Here is a 21,292-nt window from a genome sequence, read left to right as displayed (position 1 = left end):
GAATGTGTTCAGGCGCGGCGCGCCTCAAGATAGGCAGGGATGAGCAAAGGCGCGTAGGCGGCCGCCTTGGCAAGATGCACCTCGGTATAGGCGCCGCTTTTGTCGAGCAGGTTCATCGTGCCGATGGTCTCGCCATCATAGACGACGGGAATGTTGATGACGGCCCCGAGTCCGAGGCTGAAAATCAGCTCGTGATCGTAGAAGGCCCAGACAATGGCTGCCGGGTCCGGCCCGAGAAAGGCTTCCTGCCGGTCAATGACCCTCTCGCCCCACGGGGTCGGCCCCATTCGTTTACGGCCGAACACCGGGTAGGCGGTCTCGTTGCTGGAATAGACGCGGGCCACCTCATCCCCATCGCGATAAAGCAGGGTGAAGAGGCCAAAGCCAATGTCCTTCGACAGGGCCTGTTCGAGTGCCTTATAGAGCGTCGCGGGCTGGCCGGTCGCGCTCAGCGTCGACAGAAGTTCCTTCACACTGAGGTCTCCGGTTTCGGTGCGGGGGCGATACGTTCGGGCAGGATGCCCTGCGGGCGCAGATGCAGAACACAGAGCAGCGCGAGACCGACGAGAATTTCGCGGATTGCGGCCACCTGCCCCGGCTCGAGCACGGTGAAGAGCTCACCCAGAAAACGGGTCGCCTCCAGGAAGAACACGACGAGATAGGCACCGGCAAGTGCCCCGACGGGCCGGCCCACGCCGCCCGCGGTCACCGCGAGGAAGATATAGATGGTGATCAGCGGCTGGAAATGATCCGGCGAAATATACGTCTGGAAATGACCGTAAAGAGCGCCCGCCAGACCGGCAATCGCGGCCGACAGCGCAAAGGTCTGCATCTTGAAGCGGGTTACCGACTTGCCGGCGAAGGTGGCGAGCTCCTGGTCTTCGCGGATCGCCTTCAGCACGCGCCCGAATGGCGACAGATCGAGACGGCGCAACGTCAGGAACACGCCGAGGACTATGACGCTGACCAGCGCAAGGTAGAGCAGGTTGAAACCGTCCACGCCAAGCTCGGCACGAAAAGGCGCGGGTATCCCCGATACGCCATCCGAACCGCGGGTAAGCCATCGCTCATTGAGCGCCACCATGCGCACCACCTCGGCAAAGCCGAGGGTGACGATGGCGAGATAGTCACCGCGCAGGCGAATGGTCGCAAACGTGGCCAGGAGACCTGCAGCGGCACCGATCAGGCAGGCGAGCAGCATGGCAATCGGCAACGGAACGCCGGCCAGCGCCACCAGCGCCGAGGCATAGGCACCGACGGCAAAGAAACCGGCAAGGCCGAGATTGACCATTCCGACGCCGCCCCAGATCAGATTAAGGCTGAGCGCCAAGAGCGCGTAGATGCCCCCGAGTGTCAGGGTGAAGATAAGATAGGACAGCATCAGGTATTCCTTTCACCCAGAATGCCCGCGGGACGCAGTGACAGGATGAGGAGAATAGTGGCAAAACCAACCGCCGAGCGGTAGGTGGCCGGTAGAACCAGCACCGCCAGTTCCTCGCCGACGCCGATCATCACCGCGCCAAGCACGGCGCCGGGGATGGAACCGAGCCCACCCAGCACCGCTGCTGCAAAAATCGACAGCAACAGGCGTGAGCCGGTCATCGGGTCGATGGCGGTATCGAGTCCGAGCAGCACGCCGCCAACCCCCGCAAGACCCGCCCCGAGCACCACGGTGATCATCGCGATACGGGCCGGATCCATGCCGAAAAGCCTGCCGAGATCGGGATTGTCGGCAACGGCCCGCATGGCCTTGCCAAACCGGGTAAAGCGGAGGAACAGAAAGACCACCGCCATGATGACGATAGCAAGCGTTGCCGTCTGCAGTTGTTGCGGCCCGAACCGGAGGCCTGCAAACCGCCAGTCCCGGGCGATCGGCAAATCGAAACCCTGAAGATCATTCCCGAAGATAAACCGTATCACATTCTCGAGAATGAGATTCACGGCGATCGAGGCGATCGCGACGGCAAGCGCGCCGGATGGACGCAGACGGGCAAGCGCCGTCTGCTCCGCAATCAGCCCGACCACGCCGCCGGCAACAAACGCGACCAGCGCGGCCGGAAATACCCCAAGCCCGAACCTCGTATTGACATACCAGGCTGCGAAAGCGCCGACCGTGGCATAGGCCCCTATGGCAAAATTGACATAGCGCAGCACGGCGAAGATCGCCGTGAGGCCAAGGGCGGGAATGGCGATCAGCATTCCCGTCATGATTCCGTTCAGTATTGCCTGCGCCACGATCGTCATCAATGCCTCACGCGATCTTCAGGAGCTTGAGCTTGCCGCCGTTGACCTGTTCGTACCGGAACTGACTGTCGGAGATGTCGCCGGAGGCCGTGAAATCGCATGGACCGGACGCGCCCTGATAGTTGACCGGCTTGCCCGCGGCGATCAGCTTCAGACCCTCGACGGCATTGTCGACAACAGCACCGCCCTCGGCTTGAGAGACCGAACGGATCGCGTCGCGGATCGACTTGCCGTCGGCGGCACCGGCCTTGGCAATGGCCATGATCACAAGATTGACCTGATCGTAGACCTGTGTGGTGTAGGGGTCGGGGTTCTGGACGTCGATGAGCGAAACCAGGCGCTTGTAGGCGCTGGAGGATTCGGCGGGCGACGGCGCAATCGTGAAGATGCCTTCGACGATCTCCGCGGGAACGCTGTCGATGAGCTTCTGATTGACGGAATAGGCAAAGGCGATCTTTTTGCCTTCGTATCCTGAACGGAAGATATCCTTGAGCAGGACCGCGGTATCCGTCGCATAGCCGCCCAGCACGATGACATCCGGACCATAGGCGAGCATCTCATCGACTTCGCTGCGATAGGACGGCTTTTTGTCGTCGTAAATCAGCGATTTCGTTTCGCCGCCGGCAGCCTTCACCGCCTTCGTGATATTGGAGAACTGGCTTTCTGCAAACGGAGTCTGCGGCGAGAAGAAAAACAGCTTCTTGACGCCCTGCTCGACCGCGAATTCGCCGAACTTGCGGCCCTGAAGGATGGTCGTCGGCTGGGTCCGGATGATGTAGCCCTGATGCGGCAGCGCCGTGATGGCATCGGCACCGGAAACGGTGGCCAGCAGTGTCCCGGATTCCCAGCAGATCGGTGCGACCGCAGTCGTGACAGACGAGGCCCAGGTGCCGAGAATGGCGGATACGCGGTCGACATCAACCAGCTTGCGAGCGGCGCGGACGCCGGCTTCCGGGTTCGTCTGGTCGTCTTCAGAGATGATCTCGATCTGGCGTCCCAGAACACCGCCGGCCTTGTTGACCTCGCCGGCAACCGCTTTGATGGCCTTGACCATCACGGGCCCATAGGGGCCGCCAGAACCGGTCAGCGGCGTCAAGGCGCCGATCTTTATGGGGCTGTCCTGCGCCATGACGGTGTGCGGAACCAGACCAGTTGCGGCGAGGCCGGCCACGCCGCCCATGAAACCGCGGCGACTGAATGTGAAGCTGCTCATGCGTTGTTCCCTCTTCTTTGATTGATTGCTGACCTTATTCTCAACCACCCAGAAACAGGCGGCGAACCTCAGGGTCGGCGGCCAGTTCCTTGCCGCCGCCGGTGGCCGCGTTGCGACCGGTGACGATGACGTAGCCGCGGGTGGAAATTTCCAGCGCCTCGAGCGCGTGCTGTTCGACCATGAGGACAGGCAGACCCGACTGATTGAGTTCTATGATCGCCATGAAAAGCTCCTCGGCCGCCTTCGGCGACAGACCCGCCGTCGGCTCATCGAGCAGCAACAGCTTCGGTTCCGTCATCAGGCCCATCCCCATGGCGAGAAGTTGTCGCTGGCCGCCGGAGAGCGTGCGCGCCATCGCCTTGCGTTTCTCGGCCAGAACGGGGTAGCGGGCATAGATCGCCTCACGCCGGGCCGCCATGCCCGAAGAATTTCCGAAGCTGGCGATGTCGAGGTTTTCGGCCACCGACATCGTGCCGAACACGTTCTTTTCCTGCATGACGAAAGCCAGACCGGCCTTGGAACGGCCCAGCGCATCCTGGCGGGTTACATCGGCGCCATTCATTCTGACCGTTCCGCCCTTCAGCGGCACCAGACCGGCAATCGCCTTGAGGAGGGTCGATTTGCCTGCACCATTCGGGCCGATGATCGTGACGATCTCACCGGCTTCCACGTCGATCCAAGCGCCTTTCAGGATTTCCTCGGCGGCGCCATAACCGGCCACAAGACCTTCAGCCTTCAACATGATCAGTGCCTTCCTCCGAGATAGGCTTCCTGCACCCGTCCGTCGGCGACGACCTCGGCGAAGCTGCCTTGGGTGAGCTTGCGGCCCTCGGCCATGACGATGACCGGATCGCAGAGGCTGCCGATCAGTTTCATGTCGTGCTCGATCAGGCAGATCGTCACACCGTCTGCGTTGAGCGATTTCAGATGCTCGGCGATTTCCGCGGTCAGGGTCGGGTTGACACCGGCCATGGGTTCGTCGAGCAGGATCAGCCGCGGCTTGGCCATCAACGCACGGCCGATCTCGACAAGTTTCTTCTGGCCACCAGACAATGCGGTCACCGGATTGTCGATCACATAGGTGAGCCGCAACCGCCGAGCGATCGCCAGGGCCTCCTCTGCCAGCTGTTCCTCGTGGCGTCGTCCGGCCTCACTGCCGGTCAGGCTGGCCAACAGGCCCTCACCCGGATGGTTTTGGCCATACAGCATGAAATGCTGGAACACGGTCAGCTTGGGGAAGCCGCGCGCGAGCTGGAACGTCCGGACAAGACCGGCCGCGACGCGATCCTGCGTTCTGGCGCGGGTGACGTCGGCACCATCAAACATCACCGAACCGCTATCCGGCATGTAGAGCCCGGAAATGCAGTTGAACAAGGTCGACTTGCCGGCCCCGTTCGGACCGATAAGTCCCGTGATGGTACCGTCGACGACATCGAGGTCGACGCCGGTTAGAACCTTTACGCCGTAGAAGCTGCGCCGCAGGTCCCTTACCTGAAGGAGTGGCTTCATGACTGCGGCTCCGAATTCCTGGAAATTGTCGCGAAATAGGCCCTGACCTGCTGTTTCCAGAATGTCAGCAACGTTTCGTAGTAGGTCGAATCCGCCGGTCGCAGCACGGTCTGGGCAATCATTCCGCGGATCAGGCACATGGTCGCGTTCATCACGATACGCACGCTGACGGGATCGGCCTGCCGATGGTCGGCAAGCGCCGTCCAGATCGCATCGAGACGATCATGAAATTCGTGAACGACCGGGATCAATCCGTCACGGAAGCCCTTGTTGTGGCGCGCCTCGGGCAGGTATTCGAGGGTGACGTAGAACAGCCGGTCGAACATGATCTGCCAGAGATAGTCGACGATCTCGTCGGTCGAGCCACCCCGGCGACCGTAGGTATCGGCAAAGGCTGCAAGCTTGGTGTTGACCTGTGTCAGATGATCGGCAACGGCGCTGATCACCAGATCTTCCTTGGCGGCAAAGTGATGGGTCAGCGCGCCCCGGGAGACCCGGGCCTTGCGTGCAATTTCCGGCGTGGACGTCTTGTTGAAACCCTGCTCGTACAGGAGATTGATGGTCGCATCGAACAATGCCTGACGCGTTTCGCCTGAACGTTCACTTTGCGTGCGCTTGCGTTGCGTCCCGACGGGTCGCTTCTTGTCTGAATTCACGATATCCCCTCGGCTTTTGATGCCATTTTTTTAGTCAGCACCCCCCGATGCCGCTTTGATTGCCACAATGGTTTGCATGCACAAAACAAACAGTCAAGTTTGTTTTTATAAATTGCTATCGCGTAAAACTGCGCTTCTGGTAACGCAGATCCGATGGTGGTGGGTCTTTGGCCGGAGGAGACGGGATCTCCCGCTCTCAAGAGCGATTTAGGATTCCGTTTACAGTTAATATAAACTGCCTATGTAAGGTGCGTCATCTGATATAGCGGTAGCGTTTGAACGGGCTTGATGCCGGCCTCTTGTAAGGCTGAGACTACCCAGCACACGGTTGCATTGTCACGCTCTTCCGCAGCCACGGCATTGCTTCTAACCGGGCGATTGTTGGACGCGCGGCTTTGAAGGATTGGAATGCGCCTATTTTCGACAAATTCTTCTTGACTTGGAAATGGTCGCTCTCGATCCGTTGCTTCAGATGCTTGTTAACATAGTGAACCGGCTCCGGATGCAATTGCCCATCATCGACTGACATCATGACTACCGACGGAAAGGTGTTGGCGCCGTCTGTGGCGATCTTTACTGGTGCCAACAGGGGCTCGTCCTCGAGGATCTTTCGGAGAGAACGCTCTAAAGTATCGAGATCGCACTTTGCGATGAGCAGGAAGTAAATGGGGTTTCCGTGCTTACCCATGGCGCGGTACAGATATCGCCACTTGTCGCAAATTTTGACGTTGATCTCGTCAACCCTGGCTGAGCCACGACGGGTCTGCGAAACTGGCGCAACCTTTTCGCGATGACAGGCGCATGAGACAAGAAATCGGCTAAGCGTACTGTGGTCCACCTAGAGGCAAGGCTCGCCGAAATTTCCTCAAGGTCGCGACAGCTCAGTGGATAGCGCAGGTGCCAGGTCACCGCCTGTAGGATCAGTCATGGCTCGAGATGTCGCGCTTTGGAATCATCTTTCGGCTGGCGCTTCAGCTTTTCGGCACTTGTGATCAAAAACTTAGCTATCCTCAACTACGTCGGAAGCGGTATTCCCGAAGCCCTGTGAATATCCCGTTAAACCCAAAAAATTGCGACAGCCCCCCTTTTAACCGTTCCGACGAACCGAGCCAGCCCTGATCGATAAAAGGTAGCCATTGCAGGCGTCCGTGCCTTACGAACGTAAAACCGCATTTAAGTAGATTCTTTCCAAATCCGCTGGGAGTTAGAAATCATTCAATCGAATCAGGTCTTTGGCTGAATTTTCGAACCTGCGAATGCCAATCCCAAAGTCAGACCCTTGTATCAATACATATAATAGGCAATATATCCGATTGGTTTGGATTGGTAATTATAAATGCCTGCCTTGGCAGTAAAACAAGCTGAATTCACAAATGTATCTATTCGAAGCTCTATTCATGAATGCAACTTCGAATAGTTCCTCGTAAGCAGTAGATGTAACTGGAGTCGCGTAATTGGAAATTCTATCTTTCCTCTTCCTTGAGAAGCCGCTCTGGATGTGGCTCGTCTTCATGGGCCTGGTTGTGGCTCTCCTCGCATTTGATCTCGGTGTTCTGCATAAGGATGACCACGAGATCGGTGTTGCCGAGAGCCTGAAGCTTTCAGTCATGTACCTGTCTCTCGGTTTTTTGTTTGCCGGCTTCATCTACTGGCAGATGGATTCTGAAGCGACTGCTCAGTACCTGACCGCCTTCGTGGTGGAAAAGACGTTGGCGATGGATAACATCTTCCTCATCGCCATGATTTTCGCGTTCTTTTCCATTCCGCGCGAGTATCAGCACCGCGTCCTGTTCTGGGGCATCCTTGGCGTCATCATTCTTCGCGGCATCATGATCGGCCTAGGTGCAACGATCGTGGAGCAGTACAATTGGGTGCTCTACATCTTTGCAGTATTCCTGATCCTGACCGGCATCAAAATGTTGTTCATGGCCGACAAGGAACAAAAAATCGAAGAGAACGGTCTAATCCGTTTTCTGAAGCGCCACTTGAACGTCACGAATGAGCTTCACGGCAACCGGTTCGTGATCAGGAAACAGGATCCCTCAACCGGGAAATTGAGGCGCTACGCCACTCCGCTTCTGCTTGCATTGATCATGATCGAGATTGCTGATCTGGTCTTCGCTGTCGATTCGGTACCGGCGGTCTTCACCATCACGACCGACCCGTATATCGTCTATACCTCGAACATATTTGCCATTCTCGGCCTGCGAGCACTTTACTTTGCACTCGACGCAATTCTGCATCGTTTCGCCTATTTGAAATATGCTTTGTCCGTTCTTCTGGTGTTCATTGGCTCGAAGATTTTCATCGCCTGGGCCATGGGCTGGGAAAAGTTTCCGCCAGAGTGGTCGCTGAGTATTACCTTCGTCATTCTGGGAGCGGGCGTTGTCTATTCGCTCTGGAGAACTGGTTCGAAACAGCAGACCTGACCCCCGGTCGGCCTGTGTGTTTTCGTTTTGAGGAACGTCGATGACTGATGGGAGTATAGCAATGAAGGGATCGGACTATCTCCTGGAATTGCTTGAGACCGCAAAGCGCAACGACGGTCTGCATATAAGAACGATCTTGTTGCGGGAGGGACGTCTTGGCGTGGCGATTGCCTTGCTGATGCTTGCAATTCCCGCTGTTGTACCGATACCCAACCCATTAGGGCCGGTTTTTGGCACCTGTCTGGCTTTCGTCGCAGTGCAAATGCTGTTCGGTCGTCAGAACCTCTGGCTTCCCGAATTCGTCGGACGACGAATGTTGCCGATAAAGGTGGTCGCGGCGGCGGTCAACGGTACGAGACCGACGATCCTCAGAATCGAAGCCATGCTTCAGCCAGGAAGGCTCGCACGCTTGACGGGGCGAGGCGCGCGGGTTCTTCTGGCGATCCCCGTCCTGCTTCTCGCCTTGCTGATCGCACTGCCGATACCGTTTGGGAACACCCTCCCCGCAATCTCGATTGTCCTCATCGCCATTTCGCTGGCTGAACAGGACGGACTTATGATCCTGCTGGCGATGGTGGTCCTGGTGGCTGCCTGTTTTGCCTGCTACTATCTGGCAATCACGGCCGGATCACTCGTGTTTACGGCTCTTTTTTAGTCTAAGCATTGAAAGGCTGTAACGTCATTTAATTGAAGAGGCGCTGACCAAGTCCGGAGACCCTCAAATGGTTTCCTAAGGGTCTTGGGTCTTCTGAGCTGAGGATTAATTTCATCAGGCGGTATCAGAGAGCCGGCGGTCCCAAACTACATTAGATATTTTAGAAAATTGGCCCGAGTCATGTCGGGCCATTTCAATCAGCTCCTAGGCTTAATCCTCAGAACTCCTGCCAGTCATCGGCCTTATGTGCCACATTGCCTTGCGTTTGAGGGAGTGCGCGGGCGACGCGCGGCCGTGCTGGGGCGGACGCCGGCGCAGGCTGGGCCATTGTCTGTGCGACCTGTCGCAAGGCAGAGGAATGCGAAACCGCAGAGGCCTCCAGTTGGAACATGGAAACCAGTTCCCGCAGTTTGCCTGCTTCCTGCGAAAGTGAAGCGGCTGCAGCTGTTGATTGCTCGACCATTGCTGCGTTCTGCTGCGTCGTTTGATCCATCTGGTTGACCGCAACGTTGACCTCGGTCAGTCCTGTGGATTGTTCACGCGAAGAGGTCGCAATCGACTCCATGAAGCTGTTGATCCGGGTGATGTGATCACCGATCGTCTTGAGCGCTTCGCCAGTCTGACGGACAAGCTTTACGCCGCCTTCAACTTCGCCGGTCGAATTCTGGATGAGGCCCTTGATCTCCTTGGCGGCCTGAGCTGAGCGTTGGGCAAGTTCACGAACTTCCTGCGCGACAACCGCGAAACCTTTTCCGGCCTCCCCGGCGCGTGCTGCCTCGACACCTGCGTTGAGTGCCAGCAGGTTCGTCTGGAACGCAATCTCGTCAATGACCCCGATGATGTTGGAGATCTGCTGTGAGCTGCTTTCGATACGCTGCATCGCTTCTTCGGCATGAGCCACGACATTTGCTGACTGCGTGGCACTGTGCGTTGCAGCCTGGGCCACCGACCTTGCTTCCTCAGTCATTTTGGAGGAACTGGAAACGTTTGCCGTGATCTGATCGAGCGCAGCAGCTGTTTCCTCAAGGGCTGCTGCCTGCTGCTCAGTGCGTTTGGATAGATCATTCGCACCGGAGGCAATCTCGCGTGTCCCGGAATCCATGTTGCCAACCGCAGTAATAACCGCGCTGACCGTCTGGCTGAGTTGTTCGACAGTCGCATTGAAATCCTGGCGAAGAGGCTCGTATTCCGGCGCAAATTGCGTCTGGATCCGACAGGCAAGGTCGCCACCGGCAAGCCGCTTCAGACCCGCACCGAGTGCCGAGCTTGCAATACGCAGCTGCTCAGCCTCACGGGCAGTTCGCTGTTGTTCGGCCTCGCGCTGCTTCTCGGCCTCCGAGCGATTGGCCAGAGCCTCCTGTTCGAGACGCTTGTTGGACAGCGAATTCTGCCGGAAGACTTCAACAGCAGAAGCCATGGCTCCGACCTCGTCCGAGCGGCCCTCGAAGGGAATTCTGCTCTGGTCATCACCGCCGGCCAGACGGCGCATGGCCTCGGTTATCGCATTGATGGGCCGCGCGATGCCGACAACAGCGAAATACATGCCGGCGGAGCAGATCGTCAAAGTTGCGATCGAAAGTGAGATGACGGTCCCGAATGAATTGCCTGCAGCGCTTTCGGCATCGGTAACGACACTTTTGGAATTTGCAATGATCGCATCGACCAGTTCGTTGATCTTTGCGTTTACCGCGTCGGCGCGTGGCTTCATTTCGACCTTGAAATACTCGATCGCGTTCGGAATATTTCCTGCCGCGACTTGATCGACATACCACTTTGCTGCGTTATCGTATCCCGCAACAAGTGGCTTGAGATCATTGATAAGCTTGCGACCCGTTTCTGTCCGGACCTTCGCCTCATAGCGTGCCATTGCATCACGGAGTGCTGCCTCAAAGCCTCTCAAAGTTTGCTGCTCTGCATCTAGCCCGGCCTTGTCAGTCACCATGGCGTGTCGAGCCAGAGCGAGCCGGATATTCGCAAACTCACCCTTGATGTCGCGAGCGGTGAGCAAACGCTCCATCCAGTAATCGCCAATATCAGCGGTTTCAGACCGCATGAAAGAGATGCTTGAAACACTCGTAATAGAAAGAGCTGCGACAGCCAGGGCGATAAAGCCAAGCATTCCGATCAGAGCCATGCGAAGTGAAGGTCGTTTCATGCTCGGTTCCAGCGTTAGATTTCTTCAAAGCCAAATTTAGCATTAATTATTTAATTAATTATTACATCAAAGTCTATGCATTTTATAGAATGTAACTATATACAAAATGTGAGAAAATATCATTAATTCGAATATATATTTTAATCATAATCATGAAATGTAAATTACAATTCATGACACGATTTAGAATCTTTTCTTATATAAATTTTTGATCTGAATTTTAATTTTGCATAAAATCATTACAATCGCGGCAGAACGGCCTTCAATTCTTCTTGATGTTTCATCTACCCCTATTCTACCTGCTCACAGAGAAGCCCAACGAGCTTCCGCAAGGAACGACAGTAGGCCTGCAGCGCCTCATGTGCCTCTGCCGTCTCTTCGCCTGTCCCTTTGGTGGAAACAGAAGGATCGGATGCGTTTGGAAAGCGAACGACAGTCATGGATGACCTCATCTCGGAGCGAATCATATCTGCACAATGAAAGAGTGCGCTCGTGGGAGATGAGTGCCATGCACCAGATCACACAATCAGAATTCTTCCAAGCTCTCGGCTTTGCGAGCTGCATTGCCTTGTAAGACGTGAGGCGGATGCGCCTTGGCCTGCCGAGGTGAAGGCGCGATCGATTGAACATTCGAATTGCGATTCGTCTTCGGGAATCGGTTGCTTGGGGAGATTTTTGTGTTCTCCATCGCGATCCAGACTATGTATCAGCGGCCCGCCCCTTAATCCGGCAAAGCATCGTTAGGGTATACCTCCTGAGACAATCTCCGTGAGACATAAATCAGTGTATCATTTGGGTTGATTTTGTAGTTATGAGACGCTACCCATTGAAGGTCTAGAACCTATTGAGACGTTTCATGGCAATTTACGGGTATGCGCGGGTCAGCACCATCGATCAGGATCTGGCGATTCAAGAGGCAGCTCTGAAGGCGGCCGGTTGCACGGTCATCCGGGCGGAAAAGAAATCCGGATCGACCAAGCTGGATCGGAAGGAGCTTAACACGCTTCTGGAATTCATGCGCGAAGGCGATAGCCTGGTCGTGACGCGTGTCGATCGGCTGGCCCGGTCAGTTGGGGATCTGCAGGACATCGTACGGCTGCTCAAGCAAAAAGGGGTGACGCTGAAGGCGACGGAACAGCCGATCGACACCAGCTCCGCGGCCGGCAAAGCTTTCCTTGATATGCTCGGCGTGTTTGCTGAGTTCGAGACGAACCTTCGTAGAGAACGACAGATGGAAGGCATCGCCGCAGCGAAAAGCAGAGGGGTGTACAAAGGCAGAAAACCCCATGTTGATGTTTCTGAGATCCGCCGACTGAAGTCCGACGGGATGGGACCAACAGACATAGCCAAGGCGCTGAACATAGGTCGGGCGAGCGTTTATCGTGCACTTAGAGACACCGCATCTTTCTAAGAAAAGATGTAACTATGCCCGAATAGGTTCATTGCTGTTAGCGACCCACTGGCAAATACGAGGCTCTAAGGAAGATAATAGCTCCAATATTACAACCCAAATTTCCTAGAATTCTCCGGTACTAGCGACAATAGCAGATTGTTTCTCACACTCGCCTACCAAGAATTGATTTCACCTTGTGTGACCTTGCCCCGTTGAACTAATCCATTTTGAAGTAAGCTCTGGCCCATTTGCAACGATGAGCTGCAAACATTTTGCGAAGTATTTTTAGGAGCAATGCTATGTTCGGCTCAATCAACTGACGGACTTCTCGTGACTTGGGCGTCAATTGTCGCCCGCCCGCGAAAAGTTCGGCCGCGTCACGATTACCTTGAACAAATTACCAGCCCGATCATCGATGAGTTCGATCTGAGGCCACGCCCGCAAAGAACGCAAAAGACCACTTCCCAAGCCGCGGTACGGCAAAAGCTTAGCGGCGAACGACGCTAATATCGGATTACGCATATTAGAGTTGCCTGCTTTAACGTTTTCAACGGTCAGATTGTTGGGTAAGTGTCCGGGGCTGACGATCTCAACCCGATCTGCAAACACGAGCACACGAACCGGGGCGCTGATGAAGTAATCACGGTGGATAAGGGCATTCGCAACCAGCTCCTCCCAAACAATGCGTGGAATCTCGGCCTCGCCTTGGGAATTAAACCCTTGCTCGCCCTGCAGTGCACGAGTGTTTGAGACGATAAATCCCAGCGTTTGCTGGAACACATCGGCGAGTCTGCCGTTGATATCCCTGCTATCAATGTAGCGATCGTCCTCAATCTGGTTTCCGACAAAGGCTACGGCTTTGACGATAAACGCTGGCAACGCGTACTGCGGCGCTCTGGCGAACAACAAGCCGCCCGCGACATTAAGCTGACCTTTGTTCATGAGATTCATGTTTGTGAGCACGACCGGCAGCGGCTGGTTGTGTTGGGAGAGCGCTTCCCCGAATTGCTGTTCGAAGAAGGCTTCAAAATAGGATAAGTCCACATCGCCCGCACCCAAGCCAGCGACGGGCGTTTCATCAGCGTGTACCAAACCAGCCTGCTGAAACAAACGCTGAAGCTCTTCACGGGAAGTCGCGCGGCGCTTGTCCGAACCGTTTTTCACCCATATCGCACCATTTCTGTCCATGTAAGGCTTACTGAAGCCTTCGGGAATGGATATTACCATTACCGTACCATTTGGATGCGGTACATTCTCTGTAATCGGATTCACTGCGGGGCGAACGTTTTGCGACGCCGCATTAGCAACCAGTTGGTTAAGACGCGCCAAGTCTGCGCCCGATAGTCCACGCACGGAGCCATCGTCATTGACGCCAATAAAAATTCGGCCTCCAGCGGTGTTGCAAAAAGCCACTATCTCACTTGCCAGAGAATCCGCATTGGTCATGTCTGCCTTGAATTGCTGCCTACTATCCTCGCCCCTGCTGACGAGGTCGATCAGCTCTGTAGTTTCCATAGATTATAAACCTCTTTGCGTCGGTTGAAGGCTTCCTGGCCCCCCTCCATTATGTTGATGATCGCGTCTTGCACCGGACGAGCATCAACGCTGCCGCTTTGAACGACCACCTTTTCCTCTTGGTACTTGCAGGCATGTACTTGCTCTGCATCACCCAGCACCGGAAAATTGGCATTATGGGTGACGAAGATGAATTGGGCATATGACTTCATCGCACGGATCAGCTTGATTACATCGTCGTAGATGGTTTGGTTGTCCAAGTCGTCTTCCGGCTGATCGATAATGATCACATCGTTCTGGCGCTGGCTCAGGACGTATAGTAGCAATGCTGAAGCCCGTTGCCCGAGCGAATGGTGCTTAAGTTCCTTGCCTCGATAGCGGATCACAAAACGGTTGGGCACTTGCCAAGTCACTAATTCCATTAGATTCTGAATGAAGGTCCTTTCAAACACATCCGGGTTACTGCCCGCTTTAGTCAAGGCAGTCGGCAACCCTCGCAGTAGTCCACCAAAATCAGCATAACCTTCCATGATTGACCGTAGGGTGGCTTCGCGTATGTTGCTGCCCTTAAAGAGTTGCTGCATAAAGCTGATAGCAGCTTCCTTGTCGCCTTTGAACTCAGCTTCGATTTGAAGAGCGGTATGATTCGCGTTTACGCGATCCAGCTCAACTTTGATGGTATTGAACTCTTGCAGCCAAAGCTCGTTGAGCTTGTCGATTTCGGCAAACATGGCATCGCGGATGCTGGTCTGCTGCGACTGCTGCTTTGCCAATGCATCAAGCATCTGCTCCGCCTTAGTCTTGCGCTGCTGTTGCGCCAGAAAGTCGTCCGGCTGAATGGCAGTCATGCCCGTTTGCTTCAGTTCTTGGGCCAACTGCCGCTCGACTTGAGCGAACTCTTCTTGAAGGCTTCTTCTAGCGCCTTCGAATTCATCTTGCTTATTCCCGAGACGAACCGCGATAGCGCGCGCATCCTCTTCTATCTTCTTGAGTTGCCCGATCAAACCAACAAGCTTAGAGAACTCAGTGTAGTAAGCGGCAAAAAAGTTCGGATTCTGCTTTGAAACGTAGCTTGTTGCATTGCGTAACTCGTCTTCATGTTCGGCGATCAGTTGGCTAAGCGCGAGTAATAAGTTACCTGCTCGCTCGTTCATTCGGTTGAGTGCGGTAGCGTCCTGCTGGAATCCGAGACGCTTTTGGAGCTTATCAGCAACACCATGCTCTGCAAATTTCGCCAAACGGAAGTTTGCATCGCTGAGCTGAGTTTCGTATTCGCGCTTTTGTTCAGCAGTATTACTGAGTTTCAGCCAACGCTGAACAGTTTCACGCACGCGTTGACGCTGAGTTTCAATATCATCGCGCAAAACACGTAGTTGCTCACCAACGAGCTTTTCAACCAAATCCGTTTCGAAGCCTTCTCCAGTGCTAGAGAGGTCCTTCTGCCCAAAATAGATCGGGCTCCGCAGAATTGTTTCTCGGATCGACACGCCCGGCTGCAACTTTCCGCCCAAGTAGACATTCGGCGCTTCTCGGAAAATACGGGAAATAGTGAACTCCTGCCCATAGACATCGACAGCCGTCAGCGTCACTTTCCCGCCACTTCCCAGGGTGTGGCGGATCAGCTCGTCCTTGTATTTGGTGTCCTGCGACTTATCGCCACGAGGTATATCGAGGGCATAGCGCACTGCCTCCAAGATGGACGACTTGCCGCTACCCCGGATGCCGATCAGCGTGTTCAGTTCGGAGGAGAAATGAAGCGTCTGCCCATCGAGTATGCCACCATCAAAGCGAATGCTTCGTATGTGCGATGCCTGATGCTTGGGCGGCTCCGTGACAACCCGTGAAGCGGGATCACTTAAGGCGTACTTTACTGCTTCAAAGGTCAGCTCGCCCAATTTGAGGTAACAGGACTTACCTTGACCGATCTCCTCTATGCATTTGGCATCACAACCTTCGAGCTCAGCGGGATACCAGTCACCAAGATGCTGCTGTGCTTTTGTTCGGCAGGGTTTGTTTTTCTCTTGCAGTTTATTGTAGGTTCGAACCTTCTGAAAACCCAGCGTGCGGCGGCGGAATAGTTCGTTCTGCCCCAGCTCTGCAAGACGTCCCCCATCTAGCTCGGCCCAAAGACCGCTCGGTGCTTCGACATGAGCAAATACGAGGAAGAAATCGCGGTGATAGCTTTCTAGCTTCTTAATGGTTTCCAGCAACGACAATGAGGAACGCCCATTCTCTTGCTCGTACTGAGCAGGAACCTTTCCTTCGAACGCGACTCCTAGGAACGGATTTATATGGTCATGACCATCAGCCAACCAGTCGTCGGAAAAGACAACGAGGGTATGAATGCCATTGGCACCATCATTGACCGACAGCTCGACGCCGGGCAGCAACGCGATACCCTTTTTCACGGCCGTTTTGCGTAGTGCCTTGAACTCATCGACATTAAACTTGTTGTGATTAGTAACTACACCCAGTTTAATTCCAGCGTTCTCAAGCGCGTCCACATAGTTACTGTTGTAAAAGCTGTCATCACCAGTGAACTTGAACTCGCGGTCTGCTCGGGTATGCAAATGGAAGTCTGCGCGAATCCACTGCGCCCCATGTTCAAAAACGATAGCCATTATCACCTGTCCTTGGAAATCGTGAGGCTCTTTGGAATTCGCCAACTGCGGTGAGCCTATATCTTCTGAGGCCCATTAAGCTGCGTATGTTCTCATTTCCAACGCGCGCGGGTAACACTGTAGTCATGGGTTCCTCGGGACGATAACGCCAACATGCTTATAAAGGGTTGTACGCGACACCCCGTAGCGCCGCGCCACATCCGCCACCTGAATGTCTGGGTCGCGCAGCAGGGCTTTTATTTCTTTCAATTGCTCTTCCCCCAGCTTGGGCTTGCGGCCACCTGAGCGCCCCCTAGCGCGCGCTGCGGCAAGACCGGCATGGGTACGCTCACGGATCAAACTCCGCTCGAACTCCTGAAGGGTTACGAAGACGTTGAAGACAAGCTTTCCATCGGCACTGCATGTCTCAATTTTCTCGGTTAGGCTCTCGAAATTGATGCCCCTGAGTGCGAGATCGGCTACAATCTTCACCAAGTCGGACAGGCTGCGGCCGAGCCGATCTAGCCGCCAAACAACCAACGTGTCACCGCTACGCAGCGCCTTGAGGCACTGCTCAAGCTCTGGGCGTACGGCTCTCCTACTGCTGGCGACCTCCTCAAAAATGACACAGCACCCAGCCAGCTGAAGTGAGTCACGCTGCAGGTCCAAATGCTCGTCCTTCGAGGAAACCCGCGCATATCCTACACGCTGATTCATTTACAACACCGGACTTTGAAAACTTAACGGCAATGTTAACCGGTCAAGCGGCATTCGACTAGTCCAAGAAACGATTTCAACTTGTCAGAAAAAGGCCGATTTCCGAACAAGGGGGCAAGGGAATGCACTCCAGGGCGGTGTCAAGAATCTAAATGCTCTGACGGTTGGTCCATATTGAAGTCGTCCCAGTATTTGGAGGTTAGGGAAGTAGGCTCACAAGCGAGCGTCATCCTAATCAACGAGGTCGGCAAGGTCAGAAGGCGAAACACTTGTCGAAGAAAAGCATCCTTTGTGACCGGTTGACCCGACAATAAAAGTCGCCAGCTACACTCATTCATCGCAGTGGCCATGATTCAACGCACTGAGAGGGGAGAAAGGCGCTCTGCCCTCTCTCCCCCACAAGCACTAAACCGGTCTCCCCATGCTTCGGCCTACGGCCTGCAGCACCGGCCGCATTTCCATTAAATCCGTCTCGGCCCTCCGGGTGGGTGATCCCCCTCCGGTTTAGCGCTTGTCCCCCTCTCTCCAGCTGTTCCGCACGAGCTCGGGAGCAGGAGCGGGCTCCTGCCCTCCCTTCGATTTCGGGAGGTCAAGGAGTGATCGCTTGCGCTTGTGGAGAGGGAAAGATGTCAGAAATGCTTGAGCTGCAACCCAACGAGCCATTGTCCGTGAAGGTCGAACGTCACCGGGCCGTCTACCTGGCGGCCGTCAACGGCGAGGGCGGCGCTGACGTGGATCAAGAAGCGAAGGCACGTATGGAAATCATCGGGCACGCGCCGTCAGATCAGGATGAGAGAGAGCAGAAGCTGCTTTACGTAGCAGGGTATCTAATTGCCTCCAAGGGGAGCCTAAACCCTGAGGAAATGGAGCTTCTTCTTTCAGGCTCCATCTCACTGCCGAGGCATAGATGATCAACAGGCATCTGGCCTTAAAATCAGTAGTTGGTGGCAACCCACTCGCCGGATGCAGACTTGGCAAATCCAATGACACGATCGAGAGGAGCTGCGTTTGGATTCCTTTTGATGGCTGCAACGCATGATACGCCTGGACCGCTGGCGTTCTCGTCACACTCTCCCAAGGCAAGAGTTACATCGGCATCACCGCGGCCGGTCCTCAGAGGGTTGCGGGCATATGCCTTGCGGTATGCGGCTAGGGCTTCCTCTTCTGTCGGTATCTCGAGCACAGGGGCCGGAGGTTCGGGAATTAGGGAGGGATTGGCTGCGATAAGGGCCGCGATCTCCGCATCAGTAGGGGCCCGAACAACCGGCTCTGGCTCCGGCATGATGAGATAAGTACCTCCAGCACCGGCGAGAATGCCGAGACCTGCGGCTGCTACGATGAGAATGTTGCTGTTCATGTCATCCACTCAGTCATTCAGGTTGAACCAAGCGCGCTGCTTGACGCCCTTATCGTTTGGAATGTCGAAATAATAAGGATCTGCGCGGCGAGGGCGGGGCTGAGTGATCTGCACCATGCACCCATTGTCTCGGTTGAAAACATCATTGTCGTTGTTCTGGTTGATCTGCCGGATCGTGACACCCTTGCGCTCGTTTTCTTGGCTGTCACCAAATTGGGTACGGAAGGCGGCACGGTTGCTGCACTGGTTGACGGTCTTCGTGCACTGATCCTTGTCGTCTCGGCCCAAGAACGGCCGATCCCCATCGGTGCGGGAGGAAACGGCGGTCATGCCGGCAGGGCATTCCTCGTAAGGTTCATAGCCCGGTTTTCCTGCTTTTGCTTCATGGCAGATCGGCCAGGAGAAGCCGGGCTTCGCCATAGCTGATATGAGCCTTTTCATCGGGGGAACGCAGTAGGGGACGCCATGCCATGACGGGCTTTGTGAGGCTGCGCACAAGAGGATCTGGCAACCCCATGAGGCATCCTCGGCCTGGGCAGATGCTGGAGAGATGGCAAGAGCCGCGAGACCGGCTGCGGCAAAAAACACTGGTTTCATATCAGGTGTCCCTCTTGATCAATGCTGCTGAAATTGCCGGCTCGGAAAAAGGTCTTTCGAGCGGAGTCCTGTGCTGGATGCGTTCGCCTGCGGCGTAGATGACGGCCGAGATCAGCGCGAAGCACGCAAACCAGGAAATGCCGATGCGATAGAGCAGTGGCTGATTGGGAATGTCCCGAGAAACCGCGGCGAAGGCTAGGAGCCCGACCAGATAGCTGTCGAAGGACAAGTGACGCTTGTCGTGGAAAGCCAGCGACAGGATGAGAAGGAAGGCCGCTAGTAGCGCGTGGATCCACCAGAGTCTCTGCGCCGGGATTATGAGGGCGATCGAGAGGGAGATGGCAAGCAGCAAGCCAGCCAAGGGATCCGTTGCGAGAGAGGTCGCAATATGTGCGAGGTCTGGCAACTATCGGTCTGTCCTCTTCGGCTTGTTTCGCGCATCAGCAAAAGGAGGAGAGATCTCGCTTTTCCTCTCGGCCAATAGATTGAAGTCGGCGATCGGATGCCGATCTAGCGTCTTGTCGACGGCTTTCCGGCGCCATTCGTTCATGTCCAACACGTAGGTTCCCCACATCCCATACCGGGCGGCCATCGCGTTGGTCTGATAAGCGTAATATTGGGCGTTGATGTAAGGGGAATCGAGACGAGCCCAACCGACGCGCAGCATTTCGGCGGCGAGATCCACACCGTTAGTCGTGCATTGTGCGACGGGTATCCCATCGTTCGCGTAGGCCAGACCGACGCAAATCGTGGGTCTGTTTCCGACAGTCCTTTTCAGCCAGGCCTTGGCGAAGGGACCGCATGGAACGGGGGTAGGGGCCTGTTGCTTGTCCCGGTTGGTCCACTTTGCGTTCAAAGCCCATTGAGGAAGCTCACAGGTGTCGATGCCGGCCAACCTCACTTTATAGCCATTGCCAAGCGTGCCGAACCATAGCGTGCGGCCGTCAACAACGGTTACCGGGCCTTTGAACGTCGGCAACCGAACAGCAGCAGCAACTGGAGGCGCAGCCTGACCGCGTAGGGCGTGCCAGTTCTGATAGATCGGATCGGCGGCAAACGCCGGCTGGGCCAAAGAACTTGCGGCGATAAAAAGGAAAAGGCGGCTTCTCATGGCTGGGCGCTCCTCGATCGCTGGTTCGCCTCACGACTAAGCAGGATGGAAGGATGCTGAACGTCGGAGAATTGCCAAAGGCCGGCCTTCTTTTGCTGAGCAAGCTGCTCGGCTATGGCGTAGGGGGCATGATAAGGGAGACCATCGGTCTTCAAGGCAGCGAATGCATAGCCGCTTGTCACCATGATCTGCGCGAGGTCGAGCCTTTGACTGCCAACCGTGGCGTAACAAACGACATATGAGATGCCGTTAAGCTTCGCCACGGGGGCACAGATCGGTTTGGTGTCCTTGATGTAGGCAGCCAACATCGCAAGCGATGCCTCGCCGCAATCTTGTCTGTTGCCCTGACCATCCGTGTAGGCAGTGCCGCGCAAGCAGGACTGGATGCCATAGAGACGAAACCGTTCTAGGTTCGAGATCCAGGTGTCCCCCGTTTCCAGGGTGATGCCGGGAGCAAGATCGAAGTACCCTTCAGGTGCGGCATTGGCTGCAAAGGGCAGTAGAGTCGCGACGAGTGCAGCAGCAAGCTTCATTGCGCCTTCACCCGAGGATCTGCCCACATGCCGTAGGAACCCTTCTGGCCGATTTCCTGAGCCTCCGTGAGATCAGGACGTTCGAATGAACCATCAGCTTTCTTAGTCAGGCGAACCGCTCCTAACGACAGAAGCTGCTCCTCAAGATTATCAACCGTGTCCATTGCTCCAGGATAGTTATAGTAGCCGTAGCAAGTGACATCCTGAACGGGGGCAGTCTGCTCGCTGATGAAGGCCCTGCAGAACAGAACCTTGGGGCTCTGCAGCATCGTTTGCAGCTGCTGCGTACCAAACTCCTCGCAAGTCCCGGAATAGTCCTCTGCGCGATTGACCAGATCGCCGCTGCAGGGCTGAACGCCATACAGATGCAACGTTGTCGCTTCATCGACGCGAAACTCAGTCGCCGAGATAGCCTTGAAGCCATTGGCAGTGGCGTACCCTTTGCGATCAGCGACTTTGCCGGTCCCGTCGTAATACTCGACGACAAGAACCGTCTTGCCCGGCGCCGCCAGTGACCTGATGTAGTCCTTGTTCACCGCAGGAGCGGCAAGCGCTTGTGTTGCCAATGCGCAACTTAGAAGCGCGGGAATGATGGCCTGTTTCATATT

The 21,292-nt window shown here is 55.5% G+C and carries 21 protein-coding genes and 1 pseudogene; 4 read left to right on the top strand and 18 right to left on the bottom strand.

Going from position 1 to position 21,292, the window contains the following annotated elements:
* Window positions 1-8 precede the first annotated feature (8 nt).
* From QO005_RS20325 to QO005_RS20290, 8 genes and pseudogenes are all read right to left on the bottom strand, one after another.
* Window positions 9-473 (bottom strand): GAF domain-containing protein, encoded by a 465-nt coding sequence (locus tag QO005_RS20325; protein WP_143124823.1) that lies wholly within the window; start codon window positions 471-473, stop codon window positions 9-11.
* Window positions 470-1,381 carry a branched-chain amino acid ABC transporter permease gene (locus tag QO005_RS20320; RefSeq protein ID WP_307159831.1) on the bottom strand — a complete coding sequence of 304 codons (912 nt, stop codon included), beginning with the start codon at window positions 1,379-1,381 and terminating at the stop codon, window positions 470-472. The genes QO005_RS20325 and QO005_RS20320 overlap by 4 nt, the downstream gene beginning before the upstream one ends.
* On the bottom strand, window positions 1,381-2,244 hold the full coding sequence (locus QO005_RS20315) for a branched-chain amino acid ABC transporter permease (protein ID WP_143124825.1): 864 nt from the start codon (window positions 2,242-2,244) through the stop codon (window positions 1,381-1,383). Before QO005_RS20315 ends, QO005_RS20320 begins: the two co-directional genes overlap by 1 nt.
* Before the next feature lie 7 nt (window positions 2,245-2,251).
* Complete coding sequence (locus QO005_RS20310) at window positions 2,252-3,457, bottom strand: ABC transporter substrate-binding protein (RefSeq protein ID WP_143124826.1); 1,206 nt, start codon at window positions 3,455-3,457, stop codon at window positions 2,252-2,254.
* 40 nt (window positions 3,458-3,497) lie between these two features.
* Window positions 3,498-4,199, bottom strand: coding sequence for an ABC transporter ATP-binding protein (locus tag QO005_RS20305; RefSeq protein WP_307159830.1), 702 nt, complete (start codon window positions 4,197-4,199; stop codon window positions 3,498-3,500).
* Window positions 4,200-4,201: 2 nt separating this feature from the next.
* Window positions 4,202-4,966, bottom strand: a complete 765-nt coding sequence (locus tag QO005_RS20300; protein WP_307159829.1) for an ABC transporter ATP-binding protein — start codon at window positions 4,964-4,966, stop codon at window positions 4,202-4,204.
* Window positions 4,963-5,622 carry a TetR/AcrR family transcriptional regulator gene (locus QO005_RS20295; protein WP_143124829.1) on the bottom strand — a complete coding sequence of 220 codons (660 nt, stop codon included), beginning with the start codon at window positions 5,620-5,622 and terminating at the stop codon, window positions 4,963-4,965. The genes QO005_RS20300 and QO005_RS20295 overlap by 4 nt, the downstream gene beginning before the upstream one ends.
* A 343-nt stretch (window positions 5,623-5,965) precedes the next feature.
* Window positions 5,966-6,630, bottom strand: a pseudogene (locus tag QO005_RS20290) (IS6 family transposase); the annotation flags it as partial.
* A gap of 488 nt (window positions 6,631-7,118) precedes the next feature.
* On the opposite strand from QO005_RS20290, the gene QO005_RS20285 reads away from it, so the two are divergent.
* Together QO005_RS20285 and QO005_RS20280 are read left to right on the top strand one after the other, a co-directional pair.
* On the top strand, window positions 7,119-8,051 hold the full coding sequence (locus QO005_RS20285) for a TerC family protein (protein ID WP_307159858.1): 933 nt from the start codon (window positions 7,119-7,121) through the stop codon (window positions 8,049-8,051).
* Window positions 8,052-8,112: 61 nt separating this feature from the next.
* A complete protein-coding gene (locus QO005_RS20280; RefSeq protein WP_185969780.1) occupies window positions 8,113-8,706 on the top strand; it encodes an exopolysaccharide biosynthesis protein in 594 nt (197 codons plus the stop codon).
* A gap of 217 nt (window positions 8,707-8,923) precedes the next feature.
* Here QO005_RS20280 and QO005_RS20275 read toward each other — a convergent pair whose 3' ends face one another.
* On the bottom strand, window positions 8,924-10,861 hold the full coding sequence (locus tag QO005_RS20275) for a methyl-accepting chemotaxis protein (RefSeq protein ID WP_307159828.1): 1,938 nt from the start codon (window positions 10,859-10,861) through the stop codon (window positions 8,924-8,926).
* Window positions 10,862-11,717: 856 nt separating this feature from the next.
* On the opposite strand from QO005_RS20275, the gene QO005_RS20270 reads away from it, so the two are divergent.
* Entirely contained in the window at window positions 11,718-12,272 is a 555-nt protein-coding gene (locus QO005_RS20270; protein WP_307159827.1) for a recombinase family protein, read from the top strand.
* A 324-nt stretch (window positions 12,273-12,596) separates the two neighbouring features.
* Here the strand turns inward: QO005_RS20270 and QO005_RS20265 are convergent, their stop codons facing one another.
* From QO005_RS20265 to QO005_RS20255, 3 genes are all read right to left on the bottom strand, one after another.
* On the bottom strand, window positions 12,597-13,769 hold the full coding sequence (locus QO005_RS20265; protein WP_307159826.1) for an RNA/DNA-binding domain-containing protein: 1,173 nt from the start codon (window positions 13,767-13,769) through the stop codon (window positions 12,597-12,599).
* Window positions 13,751-16,390, bottom strand: a complete 2,640-nt coding sequence (locus QO005_RS20260) for a TrlF family AAA-like ATPase (RefSeq protein ID WP_307159825.1) — start codon at window positions 16,388-16,390, stop codon at window positions 13,751-13,753. The genes QO005_RS20265 and QO005_RS20260 overlap by 19 nt, the downstream gene beginning before the upstream one ends.
* A 123-nt stretch (window positions 16,391-16,513) precedes the next feature.
* Window positions 16,514-17,086, bottom strand: a complete 573-nt coding sequence (locus tag QO005_RS20255; protein ID WP_307159824.1) for a recombinase family protein — start codon at window positions 17,084-17,086, stop codon at window positions 16,514-16,516.
* A 626-nt stretch (window positions 17,087-17,712) separates the two neighbouring features.
* Here QO005_RS20255 and QO005_RS20250 point away from each other — a divergent pair.
* Window positions 17,713-17,997: a hypothetical protein gene (locus QO005_RS20250; protein ID WP_307159823.1), complete on the top strand. Its 285-nt coding sequence runs from the start codon at window positions 17,713-17,715 to the stop codon at window positions 17,995-17,997.
* 23 nt (window positions 17,998-18,020) lie between these two features.
* Here the strand turns inward: QO005_RS20250 and QO005_RS20245 are convergent, their stop codons facing one another.
* The 6 genes from QO005_RS20245 to QO005_RS20220 are packed head-to-tail and all read right to left on the bottom strand — an operon-like array spanning window position 18,021 to window position 21,289.
* The gene (locus QO005_RS20245) at window positions 18,021-18,443 is read right to left on the bottom strand and encodes a hypothetical protein (RefSeq protein WP_120279342.1); all 423 of its coding nucleotides are present in this window, start codon (window positions 18,441-18,443) and stop codon (window positions 18,021-18,023) included.
* 9 nt (window positions 18,444-18,452) lie between these two features.
* The gene (locus QO005_RS20240) at window positions 18,453-19,040 is read right to left on the bottom strand and encodes a hypothetical protein (protein WP_307159822.1); all 588 of its coding nucleotides are present in this window, start codon (window positions 19,038-19,040) and stop codon (window positions 18,453-18,455) included.
* Between the two features lies 1 nt (window position 19,041).
* Window positions 19,042-19,401 (bottom strand): hypothetical protein, encoded by a 360-nt coding sequence (locus QO005_RS20235; RefSeq protein ID WP_235775167.1) that lies wholly within the window; start codon window positions 19,399-19,401, stop codon window positions 19,042-19,044.
* A 45-nt stretch (window positions 19,402-19,446) separates the two neighbouring features.
* Window positions 19,447-20,151, bottom strand: coding sequence for a thermonuclease family protein (locus QO005_RS20230; protein ID WP_307159821.1), 705 nt, complete (start codon window positions 20,149-20,151; stop codon window positions 19,447-19,449).
* On the bottom strand, window positions 20,148-20,684 hold the full coding sequence (locus QO005_RS20225; protein WP_307159820.1) for a thermonuclease family protein: 537 nt from the start codon (window positions 20,682-20,684) through the stop codon (window positions 20,148-20,150). The genes QO005_RS20230 and QO005_RS20225 overlap by 4 nt, the downstream gene beginning before the upstream one ends.
* Complete coding sequence (locus tag QO005_RS20220; protein WP_107341978.1) at window positions 20,681-21,289, bottom strand: hypothetical protein; 609 nt, start codon at window positions 21,287-21,289, stop codon at window positions 20,681-20,683. Before QO005_RS20220 ends, QO005_RS20225 begins: the two co-directional genes overlap by 4 nt.
* Between the last annotated feature and the right edge of the window lie 3 nt (window positions 21,290-21,292).

The sequence above is a fragment of the Allorhizobium paknamense genome, assembly GCF_030815125.1.
GTDB classification, from domain to species: Bacteria; Pseudomonadota; Alphaproteobacteria; order Rhizobiales; family Rhizobiaceae; genus Allorhizobium; species Allorhizobium paknamense.
The sequence above is the reverse complement of the archived record's forward strand: the minus strand, read 5'-3'. Positions and strand labels throughout refer to the sequence as shown.